At 69.9% G+C, this 13,349-nt stretch carries 16 protein-coding genes; 7 read left to right on the top strand and 9 right to left on the bottom strand.

Features of this window, described 5'->3' with window-relative positions; genetic code table 11:
• Window positions 1-37: 37 nt before the first annotated feature.
• Window positions 38-1,015 (bottom strand): aldo/keto reductase, encoded by a 978-nt coding sequence (locus DOE79_RS18335; protein WP_120339731.1) that lies wholly within the window; start codon window positions 1,013-1,015, stop codon window positions 38-40.
• A 31-nt stretch (window positions 1,016-1,046) separates the two neighbouring features.
• Complete coding sequence (locus tag DOE79_RS18330; RefSeq protein ID WP_120339730.1) at window positions 1,047-1,250, bottom strand: hypothetical protein; 204 nt, start codon at window positions 1,248-1,250, stop codon at window positions 1,047-1,049.
• Between the two features lie 133 nt (window positions 1,251-1,383).
• On the opposite strand from DOE79_RS18330, the gene DOE79_RS18325 reads away from it, so the two are divergent.
• A complete protein-coding gene (locus DOE79_RS18325; protein ID WP_162942843.1) occupies window positions 1,384-1,788 on the top strand; it encodes a DUF1801 domain-containing protein in 405 nt (134 codons plus the stop codon).
• A 99-nt stretch (window positions 1,789-1,887) separates the two neighbouring features.
• Here DOE79_RS18325 and DOE79_RS18320 read toward each other — a convergent pair whose 3' ends face one another.
• Entirely contained in the window at window positions 1,888-2,661 is a 774-nt protein-coding gene (locus tag DOE79_RS18320) for a phosphatase PAP2 family protein (RefSeq protein WP_120339728.1), read from the bottom strand.
• 175 nt (window positions 2,662-2,836) lie between these two features.
• Between DOE79_RS18320 and DOE79_RS18315 the strand changes: the two genes are divergently transcribed.
• On the top strand, window positions 2,837-3,379 hold the full coding sequence (locus tag DOE79_RS18315; protein WP_120339727.1) for a winged helix-turn-helix transcriptional regulator: 543 nt from the start codon (window positions 2,837-2,839) through the stop codon (window positions 3,377-3,379).
• Between the two features lie 467 nt (window positions 3,380-3,846).
• On the opposite strand, the gene DOE79_RS18310 is transcribed toward DOE79_RS18315, so the two are convergent.
• The gene (locus tag DOE79_RS18310) at window positions 3,847-4,356 is read right to left on the bottom strand and encodes a MarR family winged helix-turn-helix transcriptional regulator (RefSeq protein WP_220094260.1); all 510 of its coding nucleotides are present in this window, start codon (window positions 4,354-4,356) and stop codon (window positions 3,847-3,849) included.
• A gap of 117 nt (window positions 4,357-4,473) precedes the next feature.
• On the opposite strand from DOE79_RS18310, the gene DOE79_RS18305 reads away from it, so the two are divergent.
• Window positions 4,474-4,974: a nuclear transport factor 2 family protein gene (locus DOE79_RS18305; RefSeq protein ID WP_120339725.1), complete on the top strand. Its 501-nt coding sequence runs from the start codon at window positions 4,474-4,476 to the stop codon at window positions 4,972-4,974.
• A 375-nt stretch (window positions 4,975-5,349) separates the two neighbouring features.
• Complete coding sequence (locus DOE79_RS18300; RefSeq protein WP_162942841.1) at window positions 5,350-5,787, top strand: nitroreductase/quinone reductase family protein; 438 nt, start codon at window positions 5,350-5,352, stop codon at window positions 5,785-5,787.
• A gap of 13 nt (window positions 5,788-5,800) precedes the next feature.
• Here the strand turns inward: DOE79_RS18300 and DOE79_RS18295 are convergent, their stop codons facing one another.
• Together DOE79_RS18295 and DOE79_RS18290 are read right to left on the bottom strand one after the other, a co-directional pair.
• Window positions 5,801-7,405: an FAD-dependent monooxygenase gene (locus DOE79_RS18295; protein WP_162942840.1), complete on the bottom strand. Its 1,605-nt coding sequence runs from the start codon at window positions 7,403-7,405 to the stop codon at window positions 5,801-5,803.
• Window positions 7,402-8,055 (bottom strand): hypothetical protein, encoded by a 654-nt coding sequence (locus tag DOE79_RS18290; RefSeq protein ID WP_245977007.1) that lies wholly within the window; start codon window positions 8,053-8,055, stop codon window positions 7,402-7,404. The genes DOE79_RS18295 and DOE79_RS18290 overlap by 4 nt, the downstream gene beginning before the upstream one ends.
• Window positions 8,056-8,257: 202 nt before the next feature.
• Here DOE79_RS18290 and DOE79_RS18285 point away from each other — a divergent pair, with 202 nt between their 5' ends.
• Together DOE79_RS18285 and DOE79_RS18280 are read left to right on the top strand one after the other, a co-directional pair.
• Window positions 8,258-9,520 (top strand): MFS transporter, encoded by a 1,263-nt coding sequence (locus DOE79_RS18285; RefSeq protein WP_120339722.1) that lies wholly within the window; start codon window positions 8,258-8,260, stop codon window positions 9,518-9,520.
• 111 nt (window positions 9,521-9,631) lie between these two features.
• Window positions 9,632-9,904 (top strand): glutaredoxin domain-containing protein, encoded by a 273-nt coding sequence (locus tag DOE79_RS18280; RefSeq protein WP_120339721.1) that lies wholly within the window; start codon window positions 9,632-9,634, stop codon window positions 9,902-9,904.
• 52 nt (window positions 9,905-9,956) lie between these two features.
• Here the strand turns inward: DOE79_RS18280 and DOE79_RS18275 are convergent, their stop codons facing one another.
• The 3 genes from DOE79_RS18275 to DOE79_RS18265 all read right to left on the bottom strand — a co-directional run bounded on the left by DOE79_RS18275 (window position 9,957) and on the right by DOE79_RS18265 (window position 12,765).
• Complete coding sequence (locus DOE79_RS18275) at window positions 9,957-10,742, bottom strand: acetoin reductase (protein WP_120339720.1); 786 nt, start codon at window positions 10,740-10,742, stop codon at window positions 9,957-9,959.
• Window positions 10,743-10,926: 184 nt separating this feature from the next.
• Entirely contained in the window at window positions 10,927-12,276 is a 1,350-nt protein-coding gene (locus DOE79_RS18270; RefSeq protein ID WP_120339719.1) for a wax ester/triacylglycerol synthase domain-containing protein, read from the bottom strand.
• A gap of 15 nt (window positions 12,277-12,291) precedes the next feature.
• Window positions 12,292-12,765 carry a hypothetical protein gene (locus tag DOE79_RS18265; RefSeq protein ID WP_120339718.1) on the bottom strand — a complete coding sequence of 158 codons (474 nt, stop codon included), beginning with the start codon at window positions 12,763-12,765 and terminating at the stop codon, window positions 12,292-12,294.
• Between the two features lie 324 nt (window positions 12,766-13,089).
• Here DOE79_RS18265 and DOE79_RS18260 point away from each other — a divergent pair, with 324 nt between their 5' ends.
• Complete coding sequence (locus DOE79_RS18260) at window positions 13,090-13,329, top strand: hypothetical protein (RefSeq protein ID WP_120339717.1); 240 nt, start codon at window positions 13,090-13,092, stop codon at window positions 13,327-13,329.
• Window positions 13,330-13,349 lie beyond the last annotated feature (20 nt).

Genomic DNA, 13,349 nt, shown 5'->3' with positions numbered 1-13,349 from the left:
CCACCGACATCCGGCGAGGCGCTCGACGGAAAGGCGGCTAGAACCCCTCGGGGGCATGCGGACGGTACGGGGCGGCCAACCGCGCCAGCTCGTCATCGGTGAGGGTGAGGTCGACCGAGGCGACAGCATCCGTGAGGTGGTGGGCCTGCGTGGCGCCCACTATCGGCGAGGTCACGGCGGGCTGCTGCCGCACCCACGCCAGGGCCACCTGCGCCCGCGGCACCCCGCGTTCAGCCGCCACCTGGGCGACGGTCTCGGCGATCTCGCGGTCGTCCGACTCCTGCTGTTTGTAGAGGGTCTGGCCGAAGGTGTCGGTCTCGGAGCGGCTGGTCGAGGCATCCCAGTCGCGGGTGAGCTTGCCCCGCGCCAACGGACTCCAGGGCAGCACGCCCACGCCCTGGTCGAGGCAGAACGGATGCATCTCCCGCTCCTCCTCCCGGTTGATCAGGTTGTACTGGTCCTGCATCGACACGAAACGGGTGAACCCGCCCAGGTCGGCGGTGTACTGCGCCTTCGCGAACTGCCAGGCGTACATCGACGACGCTCCGATGTAGCGGGCCTTCCCGGCCTTGACCACGTCGTGCAGGGCCTCCATGGTCTCCGCGATGGGCGTCAGCGGGTCCCAGCGGTGGATCTGGTACAGATCGACGTGATCGGTGCCGAGCCGGGTGAGACTATGGTCGATCTCGGCCAGGATGGCGCGGCGCGAGAGCCCGGCACCGTTCGGGCCCGGCCGCATCCGCCCGTGCACCTTGGTGGCCAGCACGTAGTCGTCGCGGCTGCTGAAGTCCCGCAGCGCCCGGCCGAGGATCTCCTCGCTGCTGCCGTCGGAATACACATTGGCGGTGTCGAATGTGGTGACGCCGGCCTCCAGCGCCTGCCGGATCAGCGGGCGGCTCTGTTCCTCGGGCAGGGTCCAGGCGTGGTTGCCGCGCATCGGGTTGCCGAAGCTCATACAGCCCAGCGTGATCGCCGATACCTCGAGGCCGGTGGTGCCCAAGCGGGTGTATTTCATGGTGTTCCTTTCGGGTGCGGCAGCCGGTCGGCTAGAGACCGGCGCCCCTGCCGATGTTACGAATCTTGGTGCCCTGGGCGTCTTCGAGTTGGGTGCGGGCGTCGCGTTCGGCCTGCTCCCGGGCAGAGAGCGGCGCCGAACGCGGGCGGCGGGAAGACACGTAGAGGAACACCGCAACGGCGATGGCTCCCAGCACAAGTGCGGTACCGAGGATGAGGGTGAGCGTGTCGGACATGAGTCCTCCAAAGGTTGCGATCCGGCCGACGGACGGGTCACACGGGCCGGCCGGGCCTTCCATCGTGTCTACCGCTTACTCGCGGTGCCGTCAATTACGCGCACCCTGCAGCCCTCGCGCTACAATCTGCCGCATGGTTGATCGCTACGGCTCGGTTCAGCAGTTCCTCGCCGCCCAGACCGCGGCCCGCCTCCCGGTGATCGAGGCGCTGCGGACGCTCGTGCACGAGGCGAACCCGGCCGCGCGGGAACACATCAAGTGGAACTCCCCCAGCTACGTGATCGACGGTGTCGACCAGGCCACGATCAGCGCTCAGGGCAAGGACGGTGTGCGCCTGGTGCTGCACAGGGGCGCGACGACGGCCGAGAACACGGAAGCCGCATCCGCCTTCACCGGCGACCCGCAGGGCCTGCTCACCTGGCACTCCGACATTCGGGCGAGCCTGCTCGTGACGGATCCGGCCGACTTCGCGGCGAAACGCGCCGCGGCCGTGGAGGTCGTGCGGGCCTGGCTCGCGCCGGCGGGCATCGCGAGCTGACCCCGGTCATCCGGCCAGGGTGACTAGGTCGCACGAAAAGGACTTCGGAAGCTTATGAGGACCTTTTGGCGCAGGGCGTCCTCATAACCTCACTATTGCCTATCTATCTGCGGATGCGTCTGCGCCCAGCCGCCCGCCCGCCCGCACCCGCACGGTGCGCCAGGTGTCGAGAGCGATGATGCCGCCGAGGATCGCAAGGGCAAGGGCGATGGAGGCCAGCGCATCCGTTGGCCAGTGATACCCGAGGTAGACCCTGCTGATGGCGGCCAGGCCCACGGCAATCACTAGCAGCACTTGCACGACGATGACCGCTCGTCGGTTCGCTGCGCGCCGGGAGTAGATGAGGTAGGTGAGCAGCAGCAGGAAATTCGTGGCACCCGACACATGCCCGGAGGGGAATGAGTAGGTGGTGTCGACGCCGAAGAGCATGAGTTCCACCGGCGGGCGGTGCCGCTCGACGAGCCTGGTGATCACCTGCACCAGGACCAGGCCGGTGAGGGTGCCCAGGGCCAGCAGCACCGGCCGCCACAGGTGTTTGGCGAGCACGCCCCAGACAACGATGGTGCCGAGGATGATCACGGGCAGCGCCACCGGTCCGAACCCGATGGCCAGGCCGATCATGATCGCGGTCATGGCACCGGTGCGGGTCTGCATGAGCCAGGCGTTCATCGGGATGTCGATGCCGGCCACGTCGTCCCGCTGCACGATGTCGGCGAGGATGATCAGGAATACGGCCACCCCGATAACCACCAGGGCCGCCGACAGCAGGTAGAGCCGGGTGCGTTCGTCGGCCGTGCGCCACCGGTCCTCCACGATGAACTTGTCGTGCAACGCCCGCAGGCGCTCCCGCTTGCCGAGCGATGATTCGCTCACCGGGCTGAGCCGAACGAGATGCGGATGCGTCGGTGCATGTGGAGCCTTTCAGGTGCGGGTGCCGGCCGCCGTTCGGTCGTGGTGCGGATCGTGGTTGGCCGGAGATCGACGTTACACAGCGGCAAAGATGAAATCCACTCGACTCGCCCAGGAGCGGTGGTGCCAAGATGAGGGCATGACAACGGATCGTTCCGATGCTCCCCACGCACTGTCCCCCGGCCCGACCCACCGCCCCGGCATCGACTCTCGCTGCTCCATTGCCCGCACCATGCAGGTGCTCGGAGACAAGTGGACCGTGCTGATCGTGCGGGAAGCGTTTCGCGGCCACAGCCGGTTCAGCGACTTTCGCCGGATCCTCGGCATCCCCACCGACATCCTCACGTCGCGGCTGTGCGGCCTCGTGGATGCTGGTGTGCTTGAGCGGCGCGGCTACCGGGAGCCAGGCGCCCGGGAACGCTTCGACTACCACCTGACCTCGGCCGGCGACGCGCTGCTGCCCGTGCTCGGTGCGCTCGCCCAGTGGGGCAACGTGTACCGGCCCTCGGGGCACGGCCCGAGCCGCCTGTACCAGTACGCCGATACCGGCGAGGCGGTCTCGATCGCCTTCGTCACCGCCGCGGGCAGCGTGATCGCGCCGGAGGACATCGCCATCGTGCCGGGCCCGGGTGAGAACGACCCCGAGATCTTCGCTATCCGCCCCGTCGGCGGATTGCACTGACCGCGGCGGCTGCGCTGACCCGCGCGGGCCACCGGCGTCGCCCCAGACCACCCCGAGCAATGTTGCGGCACCATCTGGTTGGTTGGGCCGAAGTGGCATGCCGGTCGATCTCGATCGATGGGTGAGGCACACCCCGCTGAGATTCAGGGTTAGATTCAGACCATGTTCATGATCATCTGCACAGTGGCCTTCGCAATCGTGTGGCTGGCGATGGCGGGCCTGGTTCTCGTCCTCTCCGCAGAGCACAAGGTCAAGCCGAATCCTGAACGTCCCCTCCTCGGTAACGCCACTGGCCCGAATCGACAACAACCCGCACCCGTGCGGACCCGCGTGGGTCTAGCGGCAGTGCAAGGTACTGACCGGCGACGTACGCGAAATTGACTCCCGGAGCAGTCTCACCTGGTCGGCCGAGCGCGGCGAAGACATGGTCACGCACGGGCCTGGACACAGAGCGGGCGGAGACGATCTCAGCTGACTCGCGGCGTTGACGCTGTCGCCGGGGTCGCGGTCATCGCGATGCGCCACAGCGTCGAACGGAGGAGCTCGCGGTCGTGCGGGGTCGTGTCGCCGAGCATGGCGTCGACGGACCGGTTGCGTGCCGTATCCACAGCCGCCTGGACCGCTCGACCTCGTGGCGTCGACTCCGGAATCTTCACGCGGCGGTCTGCGGCCGAGGTCGTGCGGACGATGAGTTCGTCACGCTGCAGGCGGTCGAGGATGAGCACCATGGTGCTCTTGTCGATCTTCAACTGGGACGCGATTTCGAGCTGGGTGCGCAGCTTGCCGTCGCCCGTGAGGGTCAGCACAAGCCAATCGCGGAGGTCGACCAGTCCGTGTTCGCGCGCGACAGCATCGAACGCACTCCCCAAGGCCGTTGCAGCCTGGAGAGTCAGCCAGGTCAGGTCGGCGGTTTCCGGCGACGCGACGATCTCGCATACCCCGTCGGGTAGGGCGTCACGGGTGGGAGTCACAGGCACTCCCCGACAGTACAGCATGATCGACGTTTTGATCCAGTCGGAGATCGTCTTGCATGAGACGGTCTTACCGTCTACGGTCAGAGCGAGGCATCCGCCCCGATGAATGAGAGGGTCACCATGACCACCGATATTGCCGCCCGCATCCAGAAGCTCGAAGACCGCACCGCGATCAGCGAACGCGTCATCACCTACGCGACCTCGATCGACCGAGGCGACTGGGACGCGTACGCGGACTGCTTCACCAACCCCGTGCACATCGACTTCTCCGAAGGCGGCATGCCTGCCGCTGACTTCGACCGCGACCAGTTTGTGGGATTCGCGGCCGTGGGTCTGGGCGGGTTCACGGCTCGCCAGCACATCAGCCCGAATCACGTCATCACCTTCGACGAGAACGACTCAGACCGCGCCGTCTGCTCGTCGTACATGTACGCCCAGCACTACCTCGAGGGCGCGGAGGGCGGGGAGTTCTACCTCATGCGCGGCTCGTACGACAACCACATGGTCCGCACCGAGCACGGCTGGAAGATCGAGCGCCTCGTGCAGCACGTCAGCTGGCTCGACGGCAACACAGACGCACCCGCCCAAGCGATGGAACGTGCACAGGCACGGATCTCCTGAGCGGGTCAGCCAGGAGCAGGCGGGTCCGTCGCGTCGGCGCGGTCCCGCCCTGTTCGGGCACCTCGGTGCCGAGACACCTCGATCGCTCATGCGACCACGCTCTTCCTGGAAACGCTCGGCTGCCGCAGCCTCTCGCGCACGGTGCTGTGCGTACGTACTCTGGGTCAATGACAGGCAGACGGGCAGCGTCTTAATCTGCGGAAAGGCGATCGGTCTTCCTGCCGGCGTCGGTTGGGCCGGGTCACGCCAACACAGCGGATGATTCGAGAGTTCTCAGACAGGCCGCCTCGGGCAGCACTTCCGCGGCCGCGGCGCCGGCAGTACCGTGTGCGGCGAGGGGCGGATGCGCGCCTCGCTTTGAGAAAGGAGCCTCCAGTGAGCACCACCCACGTTCGTCAGGGCGGCTACCTACCGCCCAGCCCGTTCCTGCAGCACGTCGTCAACCCTGTCGCGCGCACCCTCGGCGCACCCACGCTCATCGTGCGCGGCCGCACCAGCGGACGCGAGATCGGCACCCCCGTCGCCCCGTTCGACATCGAGGGCGACCGCTACGTGATCGCCGGCCGCGGGGAAACCCAGTGGGTGCGCAACCTCCGTGTCGCCGGACGCTGCGAGCTGCGTATCCGCTGGCGCCGGTACCCGTACCGGGCCACGGAACTGCGCGGCGACGAACATGCCCGGATCGCGGCTGCATACCTCAAGCGGCTCGGCCGGCGGGCCGACGCCTTCCTCGCCGAGCTGCCGGACGTGGCGGACCATCCGATCTTCCGGCTCGACCCGTGCGCCCTGGTCTTCGCACCGGCCGAGCACTGAGCTCGCAGCCGACTCAGCCGACGAGCAGGCCCACCATCCGCAACCACGCGGCCAGGTTCGGCTCGTCGACAACGGGCGCACGCAGCGCCACGTATCCGTCAGGTCGCACGACGAGCATGCCGGTGCCCGGCCGGTCGTCGAGCCGGTAGGCGTGCGTCAGCGCACCGAGCAGACGCTCCGGCACCGGGCGGGCATCCGCCTGCAGCAGAATATGCACCCCCGGCCCCGCAAGCAGCTCGTGTAACCGCACGCGGCGGCCCTCGCAGCGCACCAGGGTGTCGGCCACGCGTGACCCGGGCCGCAGCCCGCGCCGGGCCAGCCCGCCGCGCACCGGCACCAGCGAGGCCTGCACCTCCACCGACAGCGGACTGTGCCGGTACCGCAGCCGGAACTGGGCCAGCGTGCGCACCACCGCAGCGGTGAGCCGGCGGCGCCGAAGCAGCCAGGGCACCAGCGGTGCAGCCAGCGGCACGAGCACTCCGCGGGCCAGCTGGGCCACCGGATTGAGGCTCGCCTCCGCCCAATAGATGGCGTGTGTCAGGCGCAGCACAGCGGCATCCGCGCGGCGGCGCTCCGCGGCGTACGAATCCAGCAGCGCGGAGCCGGGCAGGCCGGCCAGGGATCCGGCCGAGCCGGCACTGGAGGCGAGCGCCAGTTTCCAGCCGAGGTTGACGGCGTCGTGGATGCCCGCGTTCATGCCCTGCGCTCCCGCCGGCGAGTGCGCGTGAGCGGCGTCGCCGGCCAGGAACAGAGGCCCGCGGCTGAACCGGCTGGCGAGGCGGTGTTGCAGCCGCACCTGGGCGGACCAGGCCACGGACGCGATCCGTGCCGGCAGTCCGGCCGCGTCGAGCAGGCTCTGCAGGGCCGTGGCCGGCACCGTCGGTCCCGGCTGGCCGAACGGCTGCCGGTCCGCGCCGGCGGGGCGGGTGGCGAGCATGCGCCAGCCGGCCCGCTCCCCGATGTTGAACAGGAAGACCAGGCCGCGCCGCCCAACGACCACCTGCGCCACCCCCGGCTCGAGCGACGCGGATGCTTCCAGTTCCAGGTCGGCCAGCACCACCTCCTGTGCGTAGTCGCCGCCCAGCCAACCGCCCACCGACCGGCGCACCAGACTGGCCGGTCCGTCGCAGCCGGCCAGGTACCGGCAGCGCACCTCCTGCTCGGGCCGGTCATCCCCGCGCAGCACGGCCCGCGCACCGCCGCCGCCCAACCGGGCCACCCGCACCACCTCGGTGCCGCGCTCCACGAGTACGCCCCGCTCGGCGAGCGCCGCGGCCAGCACCGCCTCCACATCCGCCTGCCGGATCAGCAGCAGGTGCGGGAAGGCCGTGCCCGGCAGGTCGAACCGGTCCACCGACACCAGGACCTCGCGCGAGCCCAGGTGCAGCCGCACGGACGGGGACGTGTCGCCGCGGCCGAGCAGGGCATCCGTCACCCCCAGCGGACGCAGCAGCTCCAGCGTGCGCGGATGCATCACCATCGCCCGTGACGGCCGGAACGGCTCCGGGCGGCGCTCCACGATTCGCACCCGGGCACCGTGGTCGTGCGCCTGCAACGCCAGGGTGAGCCCCGTGGTGCCGGCGCCCACCACGAGCACATCCGTGTCGAAACCGGTCATACCGGTTCGCGCAGCCGGGCTTTGGGCTGCATCGGCCTGGCCGGACGCCACCACCCCGCAGGACCGATCACCGTCACGGCCGGCGGCCCGTCCACTGCCGGCCCGGTCCCCGGCAGGTAGGCCGCCGGATCGGCGAGTAACTCGTCCCGGTGCACCCCGGTCAGCACCCGGTAGTGGATCGACCCGGGCACACTGCCCAGCGCAAGCACCCGCCACAGGGTGCGCGCGTACGTCTCGGCGCGGTCGGGGCCGTCCCACTCATAGATGCCTCGGTACACGCCGTGTTCGTCGTGGGTCATCCAGAGCTTGGACACGTAGCCGGGAAACCCGACGAAGAGTGGCGTGTTGAGGATGCTCTGCACCCGGAACCAGCGGTGCGCCCGGCCCCGCAGCACCCGTAACCGGAACCCCACCACGAGCACCGCCGGGTCGTGGGTGACCCCGCGGTCCACTACGGTCTCGCGGTACACCACCGCCCGGCTGCCGTCGCCGAAACTCAGCAGCCGGCCGGTGTTCTCCCGGGGCAGGTGGATGCGCCGCTCGGCCAGCAGCAGGGCGGTGCGGGCCACGCAGCCGGCCAGCGCCCGCACCGCCGGGCCCACCTTGAGCGGTGGTTTCTCGGGGCGCCCGTCGAGATCGGTGAACGTCATGGGTTCCTCCCTGGCTCCGGGCAGGCGGACCGCGGAAGCACCGCCGGCCTGCGCGCGACCCTGCCAGCATAGGCAGCCACCCGGTCGCCGGAAAGGGCCGCCCGGGCCGGTGGCGCACCCACCGGCGCCGGCATCCGTGCCAAGCTTGAACCCTGTGCCCCGCACCGGATTCGCGACCTCCACCGGAAAGACCCCTGACGCAATGACGCCTCCCGCTCGCTCCAGCATCCGCCCCGCCGTGGAGGTGCGCCGTGCGCGCGTAGCCGTCGCTGTTTTGTTCTTCACCAACGGCGCGCTGTTCGCGAACCTGATCCCCCGGTATCCCGCGATCAAGTCGGAGCTGGGCCTGAGCAACGCCGAGTTCGGGCTGGCCGTCGCGGCGTTCCCGCTGGGAGCCCTCATCGCCGGACTCGCCGCGGGCATGCTCATCCGCCGGTTCCGCTCGTCCCGGGTGGCCATCGCCTCCACCATCCTCACCTCGGTAGGGCTGATCGTGGCGGGTATCGCGCCGAGCTGGATCGCGCTGGCGGCCGGCATCTTCCTCGCCGGCGCCATGGACTCCATCACCGACGTGGCCCAGAACTCGCACGGACTGCGCGTGCAGCGGCTGTACAAGAGGAGCATCCTCAACTCCTTCCACGCGGTGTGGAGCATCGGCGCCGTCACGGGCGGTCTGCTCGGCGCCGCGGCGGCCCAGCTCGACGTTCCGCGCGGCACCCACCTCGTGGTCTCGGCGGTCACGTTCAGCCTGTTCGCGCTCTACACCTACCGGTTCCTGCTGGCCGGCCCAGAGCCGCTTGAACCCGAGGCCGCCGCGCCGATCGCCACCACGGTACCCACCCGCTCCCCCGCCCGGTTGGGCAAGTGGCTGGTGCTCGGGGCCCTCGTGGTGATCGCCGCGTCGGGCGCCGTCGTGGAAGACGCCGGGGCCTCGTGGTCGGCCATCTACCTCACCGACACGCTCGAGACATCCGCTCTGGTGGCCGGACTGGGCTTCATCGCACTGCAGGGCATGCAGTTCATCGGCCGGATGCTCGGCGACTCTCTGGTCGACAGGTTCGGCCAGCGCGCCGTGGCCCGCGCCGGCGGCGCCATCGTCTTTCTCGGCATGGGCAGCGCCCTCGCGTTCCCGTCCATCCCGGGCACCATCGTGGGCTTCGGCCTCGCCGGGCTGGGCGTGGCCACGCTGATCCCCGCGGCCATGCACGCGGCCGACGAGTTGCCCGGCTTCCGCGCCGGCACCGGGCTCACCATCGTCGCGTGGCTGCTGCGGCTCGGCTTCCTGGTGTCGCCGCCCATCGTGGGCGCCATCGCCGACCTCACCACGCTGCGCTACGGGCTCCTCGTGGTTCCGCTGGCGGGGCTTCTCGTGGTGTTGTTCGCACCGGTGCTGGCCACCCGCGTGCGGCCGGGCGCGGCGGATGTGACGCCCTCCGACGAACCGGAACTCACCTCAGCGAGCTGAGCGTTTCGCACTTTCGCTCCGGTTGATCGCCGGGAGCGCCCGGCCGGCGACGGCCGGCGCAGTCCGGGGTGCCCAGGGTTCTCTAAGCCGGCCCGCCCGTAAGCTCGACCCATGACCACACCCGCAACGCCCGCCGCCGCTGACTTGACCATGTTCGGCGCCGAGTGGTGCAAGGACTGCCGCCGCTCCAAGAAGCTACTCGACGGCCTGGGCGTGGCCTACGACTACGTGGACCTGGAGACCGTCGAGGACGGCGCCGACCGGGCCCGCGCCATCAGCGGCCGCACCCAGATTCCTGTGCTCGTGTTCGCCGACAACAGCCACATGGTCGAGCCCAGCGACGCGGATGTGCGCGCCAAACTCCTCGCGCTCGGCACGATCTAGGCACAAGCGGGCGGCTCCCGCGAAGGGAACCGCCCGGCTGAAGAGACGCGACTCAGTTATAGAGCATGCCGCCGTCGACCAGCAGCACCTGCCCGGTGACGTAATCGGAGTCGGGCCCGGCGAAGAATGACACCACCTTGGCCACGTCTTCCGGGGTTTCGATACGCCCGAGGGCGATGCCGTCGACGTTCTCCTTGAGGTTCTGTCCACGGGGCTTGCCATTGATCGCGCTGAGCTTCTCATCGATGAGGTCCCACATCCCCGTACCGACGATTCCGGGCGCGTAGGCGTTGACGGTGATCTTCTTCGGCGCCAGCTCTTGTGCGGCGACCTGGGTGATGCCGCGCACGGCGAACTTGGACGCCGAGTACGCACCGAGGATCGGGAATCCCTGGATGGACGCGATCGACGCCGCGTTGATGATCTTGCCGGGGTGTCCCAGCTCGTCGAACTTGGCCACGGCGGCCTGGATGCCCCAGATCACGCTGTTCACGTTGATCCGGAAGATCGAGTCGAGCTCGTCTTCGGTGATCTCCGACAACGGAGTGACTTGGGCGATGCCGGCGTTGTTGACGATCACGTCGAACCCGCCCAGGCGCTGTGCCGCGGCGTCGACGGCGGCGAAGACGTCGTCGCGCTGGGAGACATCCACGCTGACGAACACCGCAGCGCGGCCCAACGCCTCGATCTCTGTGATGACGCCCGCGGCCTTCTCGGCCTGCACCGCGAGGTCGGCCACGGCGATATCGAAGCCGTCCTGGGCGAGCCTCAGAGCGATGCCGCGTCCGATGCCCTGGCCGGCTCCGGTGACGAGTGCGACTTTGTTGGTGACGGTCATGGTGATTCCCCTATTCCTGTCAGTGCGGTGGACACCGTGATGGGTGTCCTCCTTGGCGGGTGCGAGGCGTGTGAGCTTGTGGCCCTCGCCTGCGTTGTCCCGAGATAAACACGCTATCAACAGGGATTTCGCTAGGGGCGTATCGCAGTGAGCAGCCGGTCAGGCCGGTGTGATACCCATCGAGTCAGGCCGGTCTGACCCCTCCTATGGCGGTGAGGCCCAGTGCGGCGAGTTCGGTCACGAGCGCCTCCCGGAGCGCCTGCAGGTCGGGGCAGGCATCCGGGTCGGCGACAATCGTGATCACCAGAGTGCCCGCGTAGGAGAGCGCAGCGAACGCGACGGTGACATTGCCCGTCGCCGCGCTCAGCGGCAGCAGTGCGGTGATCGGGCAGCCCACGAGGGTGAGCGGCTCGGCCGGCCCGCGCACGTTGCTCGTGAAGGTGTGGATGAGCCGTTGGCCGTCGATGAACCGTCGGTAGAGCCCCAGCCGGGCCAGCAGCCGGAAGAGCGGGCCGATCAGGGCTGTGGATGCGCCGCGCGCGGTGCGCTTGGCGGTGCGGGTGAGCGCCGCCACCCGGCGCAGCCGCTCATCGGGGTCGCCCACGGCGGGGATGCGCAGCGGGATGACGCCGCTCGCGTTGCCGAGCTGCCCGGCGCTGGCCTGCAGCCGGGCCGAGAACGGCACCGACACCACGACCTCGTCGACGCGTTCGCCGCGGCTCAGGAGAAGGGTGTGCAGGGCGCCGGCGATAGCCACGAGCAACACATCGTTCACGGTGGCCTGGCGGGCCCGGGCCGCACTCAGAATCTGCGGCAGGTCGACCCTGATCTCGAGGAACCGGCGACGGGGTCCCGTCGGCACGTTGAGGGAGGTGCTCGGCAGGCGGCTGCCGCCCACGAGCCGCAGCTGGCCGGCCGCCGCCGCCAGGCGCAGCAGGTCCTGCGGCAACCGGCGGAGAGCGCGCAGGCGCAGCCGCAGCATGTCCGCGGCGATCTGCCGGGGCGACGGACGCGGCCGGGGAAATGGTGCGGTCGGCACCGTCGGCCCGGGGGCGCCGTCGACCAGGCCGGCCAGCACCGCGAGGCCGCCGATGCCGTCAGCGAGCACGTGATGGAACACCACGATGAGGGCGGCCTCGGTGCCGGCCGGGGTGACCACCAGGGTGGCCGTCCAGAGCGGCCGGCTGCGCGGCAGGGGCGTGCCCAGCAGGGTCGCGGCAATGTCGAGCACCTCCTGCTCGGCCAGCGGGTCGCCCAGCACTCTCACCCGCACGTGCCGGGACATGTCGAAACCGGGGTCGTCCACCCAGATCGGCCGGCCGCATCCCACCGGCACCGTCTCGAGCCGTTGGCGCAGCCGCGGTATGCCGGCGACCCGGCGGCCCAGCTCAGTGACCAGCCGGGTGGGGTCCAGGCCGGGCGTCGTGTCGAGCAGCAGCACCGCGCCGACCTGCATAGGCGTGGATCCGTGTTCGGCGACCAGCGACATGAGGTCGTCGGCGCTCACCCGGTCGATCGATGGCGGCGTGCGCACGCCTCGACGGTATACCTACCGGGGCACCCCGAGCAGGCCGGCCAGGGTGTGCAGCGCGTCGAGTTCGTGGTCTCCGATGAGCCGCCGGCCACCCGGCTGTCCCTCGGCCGACGCCCGCGCCACATGCTCGGCGACCCGGAAGAGCCAGGCCCGGAACGCGGAATCCAGGCCCGGTGCCTGGGTCTTCACGAGTGCCAGCGCCAGGGTCAGCTCGCCGAGCACCCGGGCCTGGGTCTCCTCGGCGCCGTCGATCAGGCCGAAATCCCTCGTCAGCACCTCCGCCACGAGGTCGGCCTCGATCTCCTTCACGATGGGCAGCCCGTCGGGCTGGGACGCCTCGAGGGTGACCGCCTTCTCCGCGGCCAGCATCTCGGTGACGATCCCCATCGGAGAGCTTTGCGACGCCCCGACCAGGTACAGGCCGACCAGGAACGGCGCGGCGCCGACCGTGCGCCACTCCGCTGTGCTGAACGCATCCCTGACGGCCATCTGAGCTCCCGATCGGTGACGGCCCCCGACGCTGGGTGTAACCGCCACCGCCTGTGCCATCCACGGTACGCCCGCGCATCCGCTGCCCGAAAGCCCCGTGCGCCGTCATCGCTCACCCCGACCCTGCCGGCCAGCTCACCTCCGCCGCACCACGGATGCCCGTTGAACCGCACCTGCGGCCGGGGTACCGTATGCGCCATGACCACCGTCACCCAGTCCTCGCGCACCAACACCCGCGCCGCTCTCGACGACCACCCGGCCGCGTGAGCCCGGCCGGCCGGCCCGCCATGATCAGGCACCGGTAGTCTTCCCCCGGGGGTACAGATGAGCACACCAGAGCAGAGCACGACCGCGGCGGAGGAGGCCGGCCTCGTCGACGGCCTGGCGATCTTCGACAATGAGCACGACGTGGCCAGTCCACCCGCCGGCGTGATGGGGTTGCAGTTGCTGGCGGTGGTGCTCACCTATGCCGTGATCCTCGGCCTCGCGGTGCTCGTAGTGGTGGTGGTCGTACTGTTCGTGTCGCTGCTTTGGCCGGCCGTGCAGAACATGCCCCTGCCGTAGCCCGCGCTGGGCTGCCGCGG

This window comes from Cryobacterium soli (genome assembly GCF_003611035.1).
GTDB classification, from domain to species: domain Bacteria; phylum Actinomycetota; class Actinomycetes; order Actinomycetales; family Microbacteriaceae; genus Cryobacterium; species Cryobacterium soli.
Note: the sequence above shows the minus strand (reverse complement) of the source record. Positions and strands in the feature narration are given on the sequence as shown.